Raw genomic sequence first — 16,951 nt, forward strand, 5'->3', positions numbered from 1 at the left:
GATCGCAGCCTTCAGCAGTTCCCGTACGCCGGATGTTAAATCCGCAATCCGCCGTCCAGTTCCAGAATCCGCCCGGTGTAATAATCGTTTTCGAAGATGTACGCCGCCGAATGGGCGATCTCCTCAACTTTACCCATCCGTTTGAGTGGGATGCCTGCGGTCATTTTTTCCAGAGCCTCGGGCTTCATGCCCAGCGTCATCTCGGTTTCGATAAAACCGGGAGCAATCCCGGCCACGCGAATACCGTAGCGCGCCAGCTCTTTGGCCCAGGTCACGGTCGCAGCCGCTACGCCAGCCTTGGCGGCTGAATAGTTGGTTTGGCCCACGTTGCCCGCCCGCGAGATCGATGAAATATTGATAATCGCGCCCTGGCTGTTCAACTCGATCATTTTCGCCGCCACCTCACGGGTGCAGAGGAACACCCCGGTCAGGTTGACGTCGATGACGGCCTGCCATTGCGCCAGGCTCATCTTGGTCATGACCCCGTCCTTGACCTTTAAGAGCAGGCCATCACGCAGGATTCCGGCATTGTTGACCAGGCCATTGATCGCGCCAAAGTCTTCAGCAATCTGCCCCACGGTTTGTGTAACCTGCTCTTCGTCCGCCACGTTGCACACGTAAGCACGAGCCTCGACACCGTGGGCTTGGCAGGCGGCAACAGCCTGCTCGAGCTTTTGCGGGTTTAGGTCGACCAATGCCAGTTTTGCGCCCTTGGCTGCGAGATACTCAGCCATTGCGCGACCTAGCCCTTGGCAGCCGCCAGTGATAATGATTACTTTGTCTTTTAGTTGCATGAGTGCCCTGATCTCGACCGTTTCGACGGGTTTTTTATTGAGGAGTCATAAGTTGAGCGTTGAAGCTGCCAAGCATGCCCGAGAATTATTGCTCAAGGAATACCGTGGGGCGCTGTCCACGCTCTCCAAGGCGATGCCGGGGTTTCCTTTTGGCTCGGTCGTGCCCTATTGCCTGGATGAGCAGGGGCGGCCACTGATACTGATCAGCCGGATCGCTCAACACACCCACAATTTGCGCAAAGACCCCAAGTGTTCCCTGATGGTCGGCGAGCGCGGCGCAGAAGATGTACAGGCCGTCGGGCGCCTGACGTATCTGGCCGAAGCGGAGCAAGTGACAGACCCGGCGGCCGTTGAAGCGGCGGCTGAACGTTATTACCGTTACTTCCCTGAATCGCAGAGTTATCACACGGCGCATGATTTCGACTTCTGGGTGCTACACCCGGTCAGGCATCGCTATATCGCAGGCTTTGGCGCTATTCACTGGCTGGATCAAGTCACCTTGGCCAACCCTTTTGCCGGGCTGGCCGAAGTGCGCATGGTCGATCACATGAACGAGGACCACGCCAACGCCATCGCTCATTACGTTGAACTGAGCGGGCTGCCCCGCACCGAGCCGGCAGAAATGGTCGGGCTCGACAGCGAAGGCATGCATTTGCGCATTGGTCAGGCCCTCTATTGGCTGGGCTTCCCAGAGGCTTGTAACACTTCGACACAAGTGCGCGAGGCCTTGGTTCTTCTGGCCCGTGCGAGTGAATGGCCGAAAAAAGAAACCGTACAGTCTTGAATTCACAAAGGCGCGCCGTCATCTAAGCTGGGTTGGAAGATATTCTTCCGGAGAGGAATCATTTGATGCGTGCTTTTTTATTGCTCTTTCTGTTGTTTCCAGTGCTAGAGCTGTACGTCTTTTTCAAGGTCAGCACCGCAATCGGGTTTTTCCCTGCGTTGTTGCTGATCATTGCAGGCTCCATGTTGGGTGTCCTGGTGGTTCGCGTTGCAGGGCTGGCTACCGCCTTGAGTGCACGCGAGAGTCTTAATCGTGGTGAGCTGCCTGCCCAGCAAATGCTGCATGGCCTGATGATGGCGTTGGGGGGGGGCTTGCTGGTGCTTCCAGGTTTTGTCAGCGACATCGCAGGTCTGTTGTTGCTGTTCCCGCCGGTTCGCCGTTTTCTGGTCAATCGTCTGCGCAAGCGCGCAGAAGAGCAGGCCATTCGTCAGCGCGCGTTTGCTGATGAGTTTGAGGCGGCACGTCGACCAGGCACGCATCAACCGTTGGGGCGAGAACCCAATGTGATTGAAGGCGAGTTCGAACACCGCGATAAGTAAACGTTTCTTCAAAGGCTTTGGCACGGCACCTACGGTGCCGTGTTTGTTTTTGGGTCGCACAAAAAGGTAAAAAATTTCATTGGGGCGCCCTTGTAATCACTGGATGCGCCCTTATGTAACTGACACCGCAGGATTTTGCTGGCAACAGCAGGCTCCTTTAGCGATTCACCCCCGGCATTTCCGGACTTGTAAACCCAGCCGGTATTGACACCGGCCGATGAACACCACAATTAGGAGAGATCGACAATGAAGCTTCGTCCTCTGCATGACCGCGTCGTAATCCGTCGCAGCGAAGAAGAAAAGAAAACCGCTGGCGGTATCGTTCTGCCTGGTTCTGCTGCCGAGAAAGCTAACAGCGGTGAAGTGATCGCTGTGGGTACTGGTCGCGTTCTGGACAACGGTGAAGTGCGTGCGCTGGCCGTGAAAGTGGGTGACAAGGTTGTGTTCGGCCCTTACTCCGGCAGCAACACTGTGAAAGTCGACGGCGAAGACCTGTTGGTAATGGCTGAGAACGAGATTCTCGCTGTTATCGAAGGCTGATTTCCCGCTCCTTTTCCCGCTACTACAAAGTATTTAAGGAAGAACGATCATGGCTGCTAAAGAAGTTAAATTCGGCGATTCCGCCCGTAAAAAAATGCTCGCCGGTGTAAACGTCCTGGCTGACGCAGTTAAAGCGACCCTGGGCCCTAAAGGCCGTAACGTGATCATCGAGAAGAGCTTCGGCGCTCCGACCATCACCAAAGACGGTGTTTCGGTAGCCAAAGAAATCGAGCTGAAAGATCGCTTCGAAAACATGGGCGCGCAGCTGGTTAAAGACGTTGCCTCCCGTGCTAACGATGACGCCGGTGACGGTACTACTACTGCTACCGTTCTGGCTCAGTCGATCGTCAACGAAGGCCTGAAAGCCGTCGCTGCCGGCATGAACCCGATGGACCTGAAGCGCGGCATCGACAAAGCGACCATCGCTATTGTCAAAGAACTGAAATCGCTGGCTAAACCATGCGCTGACAGCAAAGCCATCGCTCAGGTGGGTACTATCTCCGCCAACTCCGACAGCTCCATCGGCGACATCATTGCCGAAGCCATGGAAAAAGTCGGTAAAGAAGGCGTGATCACCGTTGAAGAAGGCTCGGGCCTGGAAAACGAACTGTCTGTTGTTGAAGGCATGCAGTTTGACCGTGGCTACCTGTCCCCGTACTTCGTCAACAAGCCAGAGACCATGACCGCAGAGCTGGACGGTCCGCTGATCCTGCTGGTCGACAAAAAGATCTCCAACATCCGTGAACTGCTGCCAGTTCTGGAAGCTGTTGCCAAGGCAGGTCGCCCACTGTTGATCGTAAGCGAAGACGTTGAAGGCGAAGCCCTGGCGACTCTGGTTGTGAACAACATGCGCGGCATCGTTAAAGTTGTTGCTGTCAAGGCACCAGGCTTTGGTGACCGTCGCAAGGCAATGCTGCAGGACATCGCTGTTCTGACTGGCGGTACCGTTATCTCCGAAGAGATCGGCCTGAGCCTGGAAAGCGCTACCCTGGAACACCTGGGTAATGCCAAACGCGTAACCGTAACCAAAGAAAACACCACCGTGATTGACGGTGCTGGTGTAGAAGCTGACATTCAGGCACGTGTCACTCAGATCCGTGCCCAAGTAGCTGATACCACTTCGGACTACGACCGTGAAAAACTGCAAGAGCGTCTGGCCAAGCTGTCTGGCGGCGTTGCAGTGATCAAGGTTGGTGCTGGTTCCGAAGTAGAAATGAAAGAGAAGAAAGCCCGCGTTGAAGACGCCCTGCACGCTACCCGTGCAGCCGTTGAAGAAGGCGTGGTACCTGGCGGTGGCGTGGCACTGGTTCGCGCTCTGCAAGCCATCTCCGAACTGAAAGGCGACAACGCTGATCAGAACGTTGGTATCGCGCTGCTGCGCCGTGCTGTTGAAGCACCTCTGCGTCAGATCGTTGCCAACTCCGGTGACGAGCCAAGCGTAGTAGTCGACAAAGTGAAGCAGGGTTCGGGTAACTACGGTTACAACGCAGCCACTGGCGAATACGGCGACATGATCGAAATGGGTATCCTTGACCCAGCTAAAGTGACTCGTTCGGCTCTGCAAGCGGCTTCGTCGATTGCCAGCCTGATGATCACCACTGAAGCGATGATCGCTGAGATCCAGGAAGACAAACCAGCTGGCGGCGGTATGCCAGACATGGGCGGTATGGGTGGTATGGGCGGCATGATGTAAGCCAGCCTTACCCCGATACGCAAAAGCCCCGCCTGAGTCATCAGGCGGGGCTTTTTTGTGGCTTTGTTAATTGTAGGAGCGAGCTTGCTCGCGATCTTTTGATCTTTAAAGCTCGCGAGCAAGCCCATTTCAACAGGTTTTGCCCTTGTGCGGCTGGGTCCTTTGGCTCAAAAAAACGGGGGCACTGCACTGCTTTGTGGGAGCTGCCGTAGGCTGCGATCTTTTGATCCAGTAAAAGCGCGAGCAAGCTCACTCAGTGGTAACGCTTGCTCGCGCTCAGCGATAGCGCTGTTAGCGCGATACCACCGGCACAGTGACCGTTGGCTTCCAACTCAACAATTGTTGCTTATAGTCGTAGCTGGCGCCTTGGTAGTAGGTAATCGCCCGCTCAATCAGCGGGTCGGTCGCTGTAACCTTGGACTCGATACTGTCTGTCAGGGCTTCATCATGACGACGCAAGCCTTGGCGCGGGCTCAGAATCGCCAGGTCTTTACCGTCAAACAGACCCAAATGCTGATAGTTACCAACCACCACTCGGGCGGGCAGCGAGTTTTCTTGCAGCAGGTTGCGGCCAAAAAAGGTCGACTGGTAATCGAGGTTCAGCAAGCCCAGCAATGTCGGCGCAAGGTCAATCTGGCTGGCCAGTTGCCCATTCTCACGTGCTTCAATCAACTTAGGTGCATAGATAAACAGCGGGATCTGGTAGTTGGTTATCGGCAAGTCTTCTTTACCAGCGCTGCCTGCAGTGTGGTCAGCGACGAAGATAAAGATCGTGTTGTCGAACCACGGCTTTTTACGCGCATCGTTAAGGAACTGGCCGATGGCGTAGTCGGTGTACTTCACCGCGCCGTCGCGACCATTGCCTGATTTGATGTCGATTCGGTCTGCCGGGTAGGTATAAGGGCGATGGTTTGAGGTGGTCATCAGTTGCAGCAAAAACGGCTTTTGCTGGGCGTAATCGGTATCGGCCAGTTTCAGTGTTTCGCGGTACAAGTCTTCGTCAGCCATGCCCCACGCGTTTTTAAAATGGATGTCCGCTTCATTGACGCTGCTTTGGTCGACCACGCGATAGCCGTTGCCACTGAAGAAGGCGTTCATGTTGTCAAAGTAGCCGCGCCCGCCGTACACAAATACGCTGTCATATCCCACAGCATTTAGCTGCTGACCCAGGCTGGCGAAGCCGCTTTCGCGGCCGATGCGCTTGACGATAGAGCGCCCCGGCGTTGGCGGAATGGCCAGGGTGATCGCCTCCAGCCCACGATCGGTACGGGTGCCGGTGGCGTAGAAGTTATTGAAGTACAGACTCTCTTTGCGCAACTGATCAAGGTTGGGCGTCAGGTTACGGCCGTCACCGTTGCTGCCCAGGTACTTGGCGCTGAGGCTCTCGATGGTCACCAGCACAATGTTGGGCTGGCGCGGGGTGCCCGGGTTGTCGATATTGCGGCGAATATCCAGCGGGTCTTTGCCGACAAACGTTGCGTTGGGTTCCGTCAGCTCGGCGCGCAATTGGTTGGCCACCACCGGAGTGGGCAGGCTGGTATAAAACTGCTGGTAGTCCAGCTCGTTATTCCGGAACGCGGCGAAAAACTGATAGGGGCCATTACTTGCCAGTTCATGTTGATAAGCGTTGCCGCCCTGGCCTCGTGGGCTATCTTGATTAAGCACTTGCAGGCTCAGTCCGGCCACCAGCAACAGGCCAGCCGCTGTAGCAAGGCGACCCTTGACGTTCGGGAGCGGGGAGTTGATGGCCGTATTGAATGCTTTGCGCAAGGCAACACTCAACGCAATGGCCACCACGGCGATGGCACTCAGCAGCAAACCTATCGGGTAGGACTCCATGACGTTGTTCAGTACTTCGTCGGAGTAAACCAAGTAGTCCACTGCTATAAAGTTAAAGCGAACGCCGAACTCATCCCAGAACAACCATTCGGCCACTGCGGTGAAAAGCATCGCGAACACACTGACGGTCAGCAGGCCTTGCAGGAACCAGCGATGCCCGCGGCGACGCCACAGAGCGGGAGGGCACAGCAACAGATAAAGACCCAACGGTACGGCCGCGTAGGTTAAAAAACCGAGGTCGTAGAGTAAACCGATGCCAAACACGGGCAGCCAATGGTTGCCGGCCTCTCCTAGATGGGTGATTAGCAGAACGCCTCGAGTCATCAGAAAGGTCGCCAGCCAACAGCCAGTCAACAGAAGCAGGTAGCGCATTGGCGCGGTGTGTAGCAAACGCATGAGTGTCTTTCCTTAAACCCTGGGGGGGCGCGAGTGTGCGCACGCCACTGTATGCGGTATGTGAATCGTTAGTGAAATAATTGTTAAAGTCGTCTGACTGTTAACTAAATCTTCTAAAGGCCCAGTGGCGCTAGCCCTCAGCGGTTCTTGGCCTTAAGCTGCGCGGGCCAAGACGGCCGTTACTGCGTACGGAGAAAAGTGCCCATGCGAATTTTATTGGTTGAAGACAACCGCGATATCCTCGCCAATCTGGCGGACTACCTGGGGCTTAAAGGTTATACCGTTGATTGCGCGCAGGACGGCTTGTCAGGCTTGCACCTAGCGGCAACCGAACATTACGACTTGATCGTGCTCGACATCATGCTGCCGGGTATCGACGGCTACACCTTGTGCAAACGCCTGCGTGAAGACGCGCGTCGTGATACCCCAGTCATCATGTTGACCGCCCGCGATCAATTGGATGATCGCCTGCAAGGTTTCAAATCCGGTGCCGATGACTACCTGCTCAAGCCGTTTGCCCTGTCAGAACTGGCGGCGCGAATCGAAGCGGTACTGCGCCGTGCTCAAGGCGGTGGTCGTCGTGAGTTGCAGGTCGGCGACTTGCGCTATGACCTCGACACCCTTGAAGTGACCCGCGAAGGGCGCCTGCTCAAACTCAACCCGGTCGGTCTCAAGTTGCTGGCCGTGCTGATGCAAAAAAGCCCGCATGTACTGCGTCGTGAAGTGCTGGAAGAAGCGCTGTGGGGCGACGACTGCCCCGACAGCGATAGCCTGCGCAGCCATGTTCACCAGTTGCGCCAGGTGATCGACAAACCCTTCGACAAACCTTTATTGCAAACCGTGCATGGCGTGGGCTACCGCCTCGCCGAGAGTCGCGATGGAGTTTAAGCAAAGCCTTGCCCAACGGATCATCATCGCGTTCGCACTCATGAGTGCGCTGGTGGCGGGAACGTTTGCGATGGGCATTGTTGCCACCGTGCACCTGGTCGAAGAAAAACTTATCTCAGCCGGGCTGGGCGGCGATCTGCAACGGCTGCTGTTGATGGACAACGTGAGCGACTGGAACCATCGCCCCGAGCCGGATCAACTGTTTTACTACAGTGGCGGCCGTGGCGACTTTGCCTTGCCCAAGGATCTGCGCCATCTGGAACCAGGGTTTCATGAGGTGTTCCGCGATCAGTTGTCGTATCACGCCATGGTCGAAGTAGTCGATGGTCGGCGCTACGTATTGCTGCAAGACCAAAGCGATTTTGAAGAGCGCGAGCGGGTGTTGTTTGCTGTGGTGCTGGTTGGCTTCGTGCTGGCGCTGGCGCTGGCAGTGTTCCTGGGGTGGGTGCTTGCGCGTCGAGTGATGGCACCCGTGGTGCGACTGGCCCGCCAGGTGCGGCATCGAGATCAGTTGCTGGGGTTGGCACCGCCACTGGCACCGGATTATGCGGCCGACGAGGTCGGCGAATTGGCGGTGGCCTTCGACGCCACGCTAGGCCGCCTGCGTGACACCTTGACCCGCGAGCGGTTGTTCACCAGTGATGTGAGTCACGAGTTGCGTACGCCCTTGATGGTGTTGGCCAGCTCCTGCGAGTTACTGCTCGAAAGTCCGTCGCTGGATCAGCGCAGCCGCTCACAAGTGGAACGTATCTCCCGGGCCTGTGAAGAAATGCGTGAATTGGTGCAGACCTTTCTCATGCTGGCTCGCGCACAGCATGAAGATGCCAGCATGTCGCCCACGGTCACTCTCACCACTGTGGCGCAGGGATTGATCAGCTTGTGGCGCGGTCCTATTGAGGCGAAAGGCCTGACACTGATTTACGATCCGGGTAATCCGCTCGACACCCGTTATAACGCGACGTTTTTGCATGCGGTCATGGGCAACTTGCTGCGCAATGCCCTGCATTACACCGACACTGGCTTTATTCGTCTGAGCCTGGAACCTACCGGGTTTGTGGTCGAAGACAGCGGCGTCGGGATTCCCGAAGAGAAGCGTCAGGCCATGTTTCAGCCCTTTGTTCGCGGCAGTGAAAAGCGCGGTGAGGGGCTTGGCCTGGGGCTGTCACTGGTGCAGCGGATCTGCGACAGCCAGGGGTGGCGTGTAACGTTGACCACCATGGAGCCCAACGGTTGCCGCTTCCACGTCGAGCTGAACCCCGCAGACCTCTGAAAATCCTGTCGTGACCCACGTCAGTGGGTCGCTCTTCCTGCAATTGTTTAGTTGGCTGGATGGCCCTAAGCCAGTATCTTGAGCCTGTAAAACCCTGCACTGTTTATGGACTCAATGGTACAAAATTTTCACCTGATGATGACCTGATGCGAACGCCCTCCTGTTTAAGGTGGCGCTTAATGGCTTCAGGAGACTCATCATGAGCAGCACCATCAAACTTAAATTTTCTGAAAAGTATAACCAGCAACACGCAACCGAATACTTGCTTAAACACCAGGACGGGCTTGCGCGGCGCCTCTCGCATAAACGAGATGTTCAGCTGGCGCGTTAAGCCTTGGCACTGGTTGGCGACCCTTGCCAGGTTTTAGATCTACCCTGCGGGGCGGGGCGTTTTTGGCCGCTGTTGGCTGAAAATCCAAACCGGGAAATCATCGGTGCAGACAATTCGGCGTCCATGCTTGAGGTGGCGTCGATCGCTCAGTCGGCTGAGGTGGTTAAACGGGTACGGTGCTTGCAGACATCTGCATTTGAGATAGAACTTGCGGACAACGCCGTAGACAGCATTTTTTGCATGCGCCTGTTGCACCACATTGGTGATGCAAGTCACCGGATGGCTCTATTAAGGGAGTTTCACCGGGTCAGTCGAGACAGCGTGATTATTTCATTGTGGGTTGATGGCAACGTTAAAGCCTTTAAACGCAAGCGACTTGAGCGTCAGCGGACTGCGGATGCTGGGTCGCATGGTTACCAAAATCGCTTTGTGTTACCGGCGGCGATCGTTGAAGCCGAGTTTAAAAAGGCTGGTTTTACTGTTCAGGAGCATCTGGATTTTCTCCCGCTCTATTCGATGTGGCGGGTTTACATATTACGTAAGAGGTAATGCATGGCCGTTGATTCTGTGTCGCCACACCCAGCTGCAACTGAAGACCGTTTTGATTTCTACTGGCAGCAACAAGGCGAGTGGGTTGAGGAGCCAAATCAGCGTCGCGGTGGTGAGAGTGGCGTACAACGCATCCACGATGCCAAAGGACGCACGCTGTATGTCAAGCGTCAGGTTGAGCACACCTATCGTAGTTGGCGCTACCCGCTGGGTCGCCCAACGGTATTGCGCGAGCGGGATGCACTGCTTGCGATGAACCGTTTATCGGTGGGCGTGCCTGAACTGGTGTACTGCGGGGCTCAGCAAGGGGCGGATAAACAATGGCGCGCATTGCTAGTGACCGCCGCGCTGGAACGTTTTGTTGAAATAGACAGTTGGTACGCTGCTGGTGAGCGTGACGTGCAGGGTGAGGCGATCCATGACCGCGTGCTTGAAAGCATTGCCGCCACATTGGCGCGTATGCACCTGGGGCGCTGGCAGCATGGTTGTCTGTATGCCAAGCATGTGTTCGTTCGAGTAACAGGCAAGGGTGACAGTGCGCAGGTCGATGTGGCCCTGCTGGATTTTGAAAAAAGCCGGCAACGGCTGACAGCCCGCAAGGCAGCCTCGCATGACTTGAAACAGCTACGCCGCCACTCGTCGTGGAATACCGACGACTGGACCAAACTGAACTACTTTTATGAAAAGGTGTTTGGCAGCGCTATCAAAGGGTTATGGTGATGAAGCGAGAAATAGCACGAAGTTTATTTTTGCTGGGGTCTCTGGTCGTTGCTTCTGTGGCAATGGCCGCCTGGCAACCGCCAGTGATGCAAGTGTTGAGTGCAACGCAGAGCGGTGCGCATTGCCCGATTCCTCGTGTGACCAAAGTTGTTGCAGACGCCAAACCCGATCACGAACTCTTGCTGTTTATGTTCGGAATGACGCAAGGCATGAAGCCTCAAAGTTGAACCCAGCGACGCGGCTTGCAATGAAACCGAGCCTCGCGATCTTTTATTTTTCAAAGGGTCGCGAGGCGAGTTCGTTGTTGCAGCAGGTAAAAGGCAGGCTTTACATCACATGCAAGTGGTTGTCCCAAAGACCCGAGGGTAAATCCAGGGGTTTGACAGTCAACTCATTCTGACGGCAATCGTAGAAGCGGCAACGGCCTTGGCCGGACGTCACTACAAATCCGTGTTTCACTGCGGCCACGCCTGCGCAGTCCGGCAAGGGGGCGTCCAGACGCACCGCACCGCTGTCCAGGTCCCAGACAAAAAACCGGTTACCCCTTGGCGCCGTCAAGGCCACCAGCCGCAGCTCGCTGTGTACCGCCACACTGGCCGTGTAATGTCCCATGGCACGCAGTTGCTGTTCGGCTACCGGAAACGGTTCAAATGGCTGGCCAGGACGTTTGATCGCCAGTAACTCGGACAACTCATGGGCATCCCCCATAAATTGCTGGCAGGCAACGATGGTACCGTCGCTGGCGATCCCCAGGTGACGCACGCTGTTCATCTGCTGGCTCAATGTTTCCTTGCTCAGCAATGCACCGTCACGTTGCATCAGCACCAGACTGGGCTCCATCGCGTTGAGGTTCATTTCAACCCGGCTTTCGGCCTCGGTGCGTATGCCACCGTTGGCCACCACCAGCGTTTCGCCATCGGGCATCCATGACACTTGATGCGGGCCCACGCCGTGAGTGGGGATTTCTCCACTGTGAATCAGGCGTTCGCCTTCAAAGCGGTACACCCCCAGCAAGCCACGCCCCGGATCGGTGGTGTCATTCTCGGTGGTGTATAGCCATTCGCCGTCTTTATGAATCACTGCATGACCATAAAAATGCCGATTGGGCAGCGATGTCAGGGTTTGCAGCAGTTGTCCGTCCTTGAGGCTGATCAGGTAACTTTCAGTGCCGGGACGTCGCGCCACAAACAACGCAATAGGCAGCGTTGGGTGGTTGATGATGTCGTGGCAGCGCTGGCCGACCTGAGTGCTGAACACTTGGGTACCATCCAGTCGATAGCCGACGGCAAAGTGTTTGCCGTCCACATCGTCGCGGGCACTGAGCAGCAGCGGGCTCTGGCCTTTGTGTTTAAACAGCGACCAACCGCCCAGCGTCACGGCGCTCAGTAATAAACCGCCGAGCTTGAGAGCTTGCCTGCGCATCATCGAACCATCCTTCATTAATCGCCGTCGTTGGCGTTAAAGCCCAGTTGAATGCCCAGCGCCTTGGCCAGTTCGCCTTCGTGCAGACGGTGAACCACGTTAAGGCTGTCGTAGATGGCATCCAGTTGAGCGCGGCCTGCGTCGTCAGCCAACAGCTCATTGAGCGTGCGCGAGTTGTCGTTGAACAGCTTGAGCGAGGCGACGTAGGCGGCATCGATCTTGTCAGCCAGTGGCTTTTGCTCGGCGGGCAACAGACCACGCAAGCCTTTGTTGTCGACTCCCACCCATACGGTCTGAGCGGCCGCGAGACTGGCCGCCAGGCTTTGCAGCGACCCCTGACTGCGCCACGCGTCCGCCTGGAAGGGCTGTGGAGTGCCTTTGCTCTGGCGGCCCATTGGTGTGCCGAGCTTCTTCTTCAACGTATCGAGTGCGGTCACTTGTACACGCAGCAGGTCAGCGATGGCTTCGTGAGAGTCTGCATAACGCTGGTTCGGGAACTTGGTCATTTGCGCCAGCATGCCGTCAGTGCTGTTCCAGCTCGCCAGAATTTCTTCGGCCAGTTGTTTTTGACGTTCGCCAATGGCGGTCAGCAGAGGGCAATAGCGGGCTTTTTGTGCCGCGTCAGCCAGGTCGATATTGCTGTCGAACAGAATGTATTCGTAAGCCGACAGGCCTTGCACCACCACGCTGGACTTGGCCAGAGCAGCGGCATCGATCTGCGGCTGGGCCACGACCAACTGCTCAACCTGGCGTCCGACCAGATTCTTTTTGTCTGGCCAGAACTGTACTTGCCACGAGCGATTGCCTTCGGCCAATGGGCCAATCAGCAACGGCTGCAACTCGGCCCAGGCCTTTTGCGCGTGCAAGAAGTCGGCGCGAGCGGTGTCGAGCGATTCTTTGCCTTCGCAGTACGCGAGTGCACTGACCGCCAACTGGCGGTCAGCCTCAACCCAGCGGCTGTAAGTCGGCAGGATCACTTGTTTGGCGATGGCGGCCGAGGTGACGGCTTGCGGGTCTTGTGGCGAGCAGGCGGCCAAGGCAATAGCGGCAAGGCTGGTGAACAGAAGCTTGGGTCTAAACATGTCGGGGTCCCCGATCTTATAAGGCGTTAAAGAGAGTTCAGGAACGCCAGCAACGCAGCGCGCTGCTCGGCATTAAATTGTAAAACCCGCTGCTTGGCCGGTTCGGCCTCACCGCCATGCCACAGCACGGCTTCGAGCAGGTTGCGGGCACGCCCGTCGTGCAGAAACTGGGTATGACCACTCACCGCCTGAGTCAAACCGATGCCCCACAGTGGCGGTGTGCGCCAATCGCTGCCTGATGCGGCGAATTCGGTACGGTTATCGGCAAGACCCGGGCCCATATCGTGTAAGAGCAGATCGCTGTAAGGGTAAATGACCTGATTGGCCAGTTCGGGCTCGGCCGCATGGGCTGACGTGGTGAACTTCGGCGTATGGCACGACACGCAACCGGCCTGGTAGAACAGATTTTTACCGGCTAGCACCTGCGGCGAACCCACATCGCGGCGAGCAGGCACCGCGAGGTTGCGGGTGTAGAACTCGACGAGGCGCAGAATATTGTCACTGACCTCGGGTTCTCCATCCGGACCGTTGCCGTTGGGCGCTGCCAGGCAGTCGGTTTGTGCGGGTGTGCAGTCATCAAACGGCCTCAGGCGGGTAGTGAGCCCCATATCACCAGAAAAGGCGTGAACATTTTGTTGATTGAGGTTCGGTTGGCCCGCTTTCCAGCCAAATCGGCCTAAAACCGTCTTTTGCTGAGCGTCATCCCACACCTGATTCGGGCGCCCGTTGAGGCCGCCGCCCTGGTTGGCATTAGCCAGAATCGCCTCATCGGGGATGGCTTCAAGCAACCCCAGGCCAATCATTGGCGGCGCAATGCGTGCCGAGAAACGGGCGTCGGGGTGCATCGGGCCATAACCCAGCTGGGTGATTTGCAGCGTCGGTTTACGTAACTGGACTTCGGTGCCGTCTTTGAAGCGCACCGGCACAGGTGTGTAATCAACTCGCACCTTGCCCTCGGGGGCAACACCGGGCACGGCCATATCCTGCAACTGGCCGCCATAGACCGGTTCGGGAACAATCCCGACTTTCTCGATCAATTCGCGGTAAGCGAGGTCGTTGGGAATCGACAGACGCACCAGCATCGAAACGGAATTGATAGCGTCCGGTGCAGGCGGGTGGCCGCGTCCGTCTTTGATATGGCAGTTTTGGCAGGCATTGGTGTTGAACAGCGGGCCCAGACCATCACGTGCGGTGGTGGTGGAGGGCGCTATTACCCAAGGGTTACGAAAGAAGCTGTTGCCGACGCTGAAATCCAGACGGCGCGTAGGCGAAAGGTTGGCGGACGGCATGGAAAACGCATTTTGATCGCTTTTGCGCACAGTCGCGGCACCGCCTGAGCGGGCTTCGCCGGGCTCGGGTTTGGTGAAGCGCGGGGCATCATCACAGCCGCCAAGGCCCAGGGCCAACAGCAACAGAGACAGGCGAAGAGGCAGCGAAGGCATCAAGCGTCCAGATCAGCGAGCAAAATCGAGGGCGCAAAGTTTATCAGGGAAGGTGAATTGAAATAAGAGGAATTAGCGTTTGGTTTGATTTGTGACAGGCAAGCTCATGAGATTCAGCTTGCTCGTGAGGGGGGGCAGTGCGGCCTGGAGGTTAAACTGATCATGATTGAAAATGCCAATCAGCTTGACTGACTGGCAAAAGGTTCGTCGCTGACTCACATGAGTTAAATCTTGTATGGCTTGAAAATATAAAAGGTATTTCCTACAGGTTAATCAGAGATGAGCGATATACAAATTTTTCTTCGAATACTCTATGCTTTCTAAAAAAACGGAGTAAACATGAAAATATTTTTAGCGGTTTTAATGTTGGTTGCGATTTCTGGTTGTATAAATACTCAGCCATTTCCTAAAGTGTACAGTCCAGAGCTTGCTCATAAATGTCAGACAGATCCGTACGGTTTTGATTGTTTGCACCCTCCTGCAGTGCTTCATAATTAATTTTTGCTAAATATGGTTTTCCGTAGTTGGAGTCTGTGTTGATTAAAATTCCCAGATGGTAAAGGGTATTCCACTTGGTAGTATATTTATGACGCTGAATGTTCTTTTTGGCATGCGACCTGGGATAAATCCAAACCGAGCCCAGCATAGATTTCCAGTACGTTGATCATAGATGACTAAATTCCCATCGTTTTGTATAACCATACACGCGTTGTACCAGAGCGATTTATCAGTACTGTGAGTGCTTTCAGCAATCCATAAGCGTCTTCTGGACGGATCATAGAGAAAACCACTATTACTGATGACGAAATGAAGACGCTCGCGCATTTTCTTACGCTGCAAAGTTTTGCTGTAAGGCTGATTGCTATCTGCTGACCAGATGGTAGCTGCGCCCTCAGTAATTACCAGATTCCCATCAGCGTAGTACCAGTCTGAAACGCCCATTTTCAGACATAAGATATTGTCCTGGAGACATTATTTGGTTCGGTGGTAGTAAGAGGGAGCCGCTCGATTGAAATGGAGTATAAGTTATGGTCATGTTTCTCTCGCGTAATAGCTTGTTGGGTCTTAATTAAATCTAGTTAGAGTGGGGAGGTGGCGGTATATGTATACTGCTGTGAAAGCCTAAATGTTTATTGGGTGGGGTGTCTATTTGACGAAAATTATAAAAACAAAATTACAACAGCTTCTCTTCAGATAGCTGCTCGATAGTGATTACACCTACTGGATAGAGCCCAAAAAAAGCGGCCCAAAGGCCGCCTTTTTGTTTACTCACTTAAACCTGCAGATCAGAACTCGTGATCAGCATTATCCGGGTTCAGGTCACTGATACCGAGTTTGCCAGCGGCTTGCTCGATCGCGCCGGTCTGTTTGACCAGTGCGGCAATGGCGTCACGAACGACTTGGTTACCCGCTTCGTTACCCGCTGCGATCAACTGGTCGTAATGCTCGCCTTTGTTGGCGCGATCAACCATGACCTGGATTTTGGCTTCGGTGTCAGCCAAGTCTGATTTCAGGGTTGCGTCTGCAGCTGGATCAACCACTACCACCAAAGAAGACAGGCTTGGGCCGGTCATTTTGGTGCCGTCAGCGCGCACGTACTCGCCCAGGTACACGTTACGAATACCTTTGGCATCGTAGAAGTGCGAGTTGTGGGTGTTGTCGCTGAAGCAGTCTTGCTCGTCTTCAGGGGAGTTGGCTTCCAGCGACACTTTCATGCGCTCGCCGGCCAGTTCGCCCAACGACAGGCTGCCCATGCCGAAGAACATTTTGCGCAGACCGTTCTGTACCGGCTCTGCTTCCAGAGTGGCGCGGTAGTTTTGCGGGTCATTCGGTGCCCAGTTGCCGACCATTTCGTTGAGGTCGTTAACCAGCAGTTGGGTCACGGCCTTGAGGTAGGCACGACGGCGGTCGTTGTGGCCACCGGTGGCGCCTTCGCCTTCCAGGTAGTCAGAAGCAGGGCGGTTGCCCGCGCCAGGGCCTGTGCCGTTCAGGTCCTGGCCCCACAGCAGGAACTCGATGGCGTGGTAGCCGGTCGCAACGTTGGCTTCGGAACCGCCCAGCTCATTCAGGCTAGCCAGGGTTTGCGGTGTGATGTCGGTCACGTCGACTTTGTCTTCGCCGACCTGGATCTGGGTGTTGGCGATGATGTTGGCGTTGGCACCCGGGTTGCCCAGTGCGCCAGCATAGTTGGCGTCAACGTAGTCGATCAGGCCTTCGTCCAGCGGCCAGGCGTTCACTTGGCCTTCCCAGTCGTCAATGATGGTGTTGCCGAAACGGAACACTTCACTTTGCAGGTAAGGCACGCGCGCCTCAACCCAGGCAGCGCGAGCGGCTTTGAGGGTGTCGTCGTTTGGCTTGGCCAGAAACGCGTCGATGGCGGTTTGCAGTTTTTTCGCAGTGGATTCGGCGTCGCTGTACACGGCGTGGACCATGTCGGCGTAATGCGCGACAACCGCCTTGGCGGCAGCTTCGTCGACGTGGGCTGCCGTGACATCAGTGGCTGGCGTGGCAGTCGTAGTCGCTGCTGCTGGCGTAGGGGCTGCTGCTGTTTTTTCTTTGTCTTTGTCGCCACAACCGGCGAGTGAAATAGCAATGGCCAGCAGACTGGCGGTGGCCAGGGGCATACGAATCATGGCGAAAATCCTGCTTCGAGAGGTGGGAC

General features: G+C 55.8%; 14 protein-coding genes and 1 pseudogene. 9 read left to right on the forward strand and 6 right to left on the reverse strand.

Annotated elements, in window-relative coordinates; translation table 11 throughout:
* Positions 1–35: 35 nt before the first annotated feature.
* Positions 36–794 (reverse strand): SDR family oxidoreductase, encoded by a 759-nt coding sequence (locus ACIQYF_RS15360; RefSeq protein ID WP_402863266.1) that lies wholly within the window; start codon positions 792–794, stop codon positions 36–38.
* A 52-nt stretch (positions 795–846) separates the two neighbouring features.
* Between ACIQYF_RS15360 and ACIQYF_RS15365 the strand changes: the two genes are divergently transcribed.
* From ACIQYF_RS15365 to groL, 4 genes are all read left to right on the forward strand, one after another.
* Positions 847–1,578: a HugZ family protein gene (locus ACIQYF_RS15365; protein WP_402863269.1), complete on the forward strand. Its 732-nt coding sequence runs from the start codon at positions 847–849 to the stop codon at positions 1,576–1,578.
* Positions 1,579–1,643: 65 nt separating this feature from the next.
* Positions 1,644–2,117, forward strand: a complete 474-nt coding sequence (locus tag ACIQYF_RS15370) for an FxsA family protein (protein WP_402863272.1) — start codon at positions 1,644–1,646, stop codon at positions 2,115–2,117.
* Positions 2,118–2,363: 246 nt separating this feature from the next.
* On the forward strand, positions 2,364–2,657 hold the full coding sequence (locus ACIQYF_RS15375; RefSeq protein ID WP_016779794.1) for a co-chaperone GroES: 294 nt from the start codon (positions 2,364–2,366) through the stop codon (positions 2,655–2,657).
* A 49-nt stretch (positions 2,658–2,706) separates the two neighbouring features.
* Positions 2,707–4,350, forward strand: a complete 1,644-nt coding sequence (gene groL / locus ACIQYF_RS15380) for a chaperonin GroEL (protein WP_019409767.1) — start codon at positions 2,707–2,709, stop codon at positions 4,348–4,350.
* Between the two features lie 291 nt (positions 4,351–4,641).
* Here groL and ACIQYF_RS15385 read toward each other — a convergent pair whose 3' ends face one another.
* Complete coding sequence (locus ACIQYF_RS15385) at positions 4,642–6,585, reverse strand: LTA synthase family protein (protein WP_402863277.1); 1,944 nt, start codon at positions 6,583–6,585, stop codon at positions 4,642–4,644.
* A gap of 204 nt (positions 6,586–6,789) precedes the next feature.
* Here ACIQYF_RS15385 and colR point away from each other — a divergent pair, with 204 nt between their 5' ends.
* The 5 genes and pseudogenes from colR to ACIQYF_RS15410 all read left to right on the forward strand — a co-directional run bounded on the left by colR (position 6,790) and on the right by ACIQYF_RS15410 (position 10,570).
* Entirely contained in the window at positions 6,790–7,473 is a 684-nt protein-coding gene (gene colR, locus ACIQYF_RS15390; RefSeq protein WP_019409768.1) for a two-component system response regulator ColR, read from the forward strand.
* Positions 7,463–8,743 (forward strand): sensor histidine kinase, encoded by a 1,281-nt coding sequence (locus tag ACIQYF_RS15395; RefSeq protein WP_402863281.1) that lies wholly within the window; start codon positions 7,463–7,465, stop codon positions 8,741–8,743. Before colR ends, ACIQYF_RS15395 begins: the two co-directional genes overlap by 11 nt.
* A gap of 199 nt (positions 8,744–8,942) precedes the next feature.
* Positions 8,943–9,623, forward strand: a pseudogene (locus ACIQYF_RS15400) (class I SAM-dependent methyltransferase).
* Between the two features lie 3 nt (positions 9,624–9,626).
* Positions 9,627–10,343 carry a lipopolysaccharide kinase InaA family protein gene (locus tag ACIQYF_RS15405; protein ID WP_402863284.1) on the forward strand — a complete coding sequence of 239 codons (717 nt, stop codon included), beginning with the start codon at positions 9,627–9,629 and terminating at the stop codon, positions 10,341–10,343.
* Positions 10,343–10,570, forward strand: coding sequence for a hypothetical protein (locus tag ACIQYF_RS15410; RefSeq protein WP_402863287.1), 228 nt, complete (start codon positions 10,343–10,345; stop codon positions 10,568–10,570). The genes ACIQYF_RS15405 and ACIQYF_RS15410 overlap by 1 nt, the downstream gene beginning before the upstream one ends.
* 100 nt (positions 10,571–10,670) lie before the next feature.
* Here the strand turns inward: ACIQYF_RS15410 and ACIQYF_RS15415 are convergent, their stop codons facing one another.
* The 4 genes from ACIQYF_RS15415 to ACIQYF_RS15430 all read right to left on the reverse strand — a co-directional run bounded on the left by ACIQYF_RS15415 (position 10,671) and on the right by ACIQYF_RS15430 (position 16,922).
* On the reverse strand, positions 10,671–11,768 hold the full coding sequence (locus ACIQYF_RS15415; protein ID WP_402863290.1) for a DUF1513 domain-containing protein: 1,098 nt from the start codon (positions 11,766–11,768) through the stop codon (positions 10,671–10,673).
* Positions 11,769–11,782: 14 nt separating this feature from the next.
* Entirely contained in the window at positions 11,783–12,847 is a 1,065-nt protein-coding gene (locus ACIQYF_RS15420) for an imelysin family protein (RefSeq protein WP_402863293.1), read from the reverse strand.
* A 26-nt stretch (positions 12,848–12,873) separates the two neighbouring features.
* Positions 12,874–14,289: a di-heme oxidoredictase family protein gene (locus ACIQYF_RS15425; protein ID WP_402863296.1), complete on the reverse strand. Its 1,416-nt coding sequence runs from the start codon at positions 14,287–14,289 to the stop codon at positions 12,874–12,876.
* Between the two features lie 1,286 nt (positions 14,290–15,575).
* The gene (locus ACIQYF_RS15430; protein ID WP_402863299.1) at positions 15,576–16,922 is read right to left on the reverse strand and encodes an imelysin family protein; all 1,347 of its coding nucleotides are present in this window, start codon (positions 16,920–16,922) and stop codon (positions 15,576–15,578) included.
* Between the last annotated feature and the right edge of the window lie 29 nt (positions 16,923–16,951).

Origin of the sequence: Pseudomonas sp. NPDC096917 (genome assembly GCF_044762555.1) — a bacterium.
In the GTDB taxonomy this organism is placed as follows: Bacteria; Pseudomonadota; Gammaproteobacteria; order Pseudomonadales; family Pseudomonadaceae; genus Aquipseudomonas.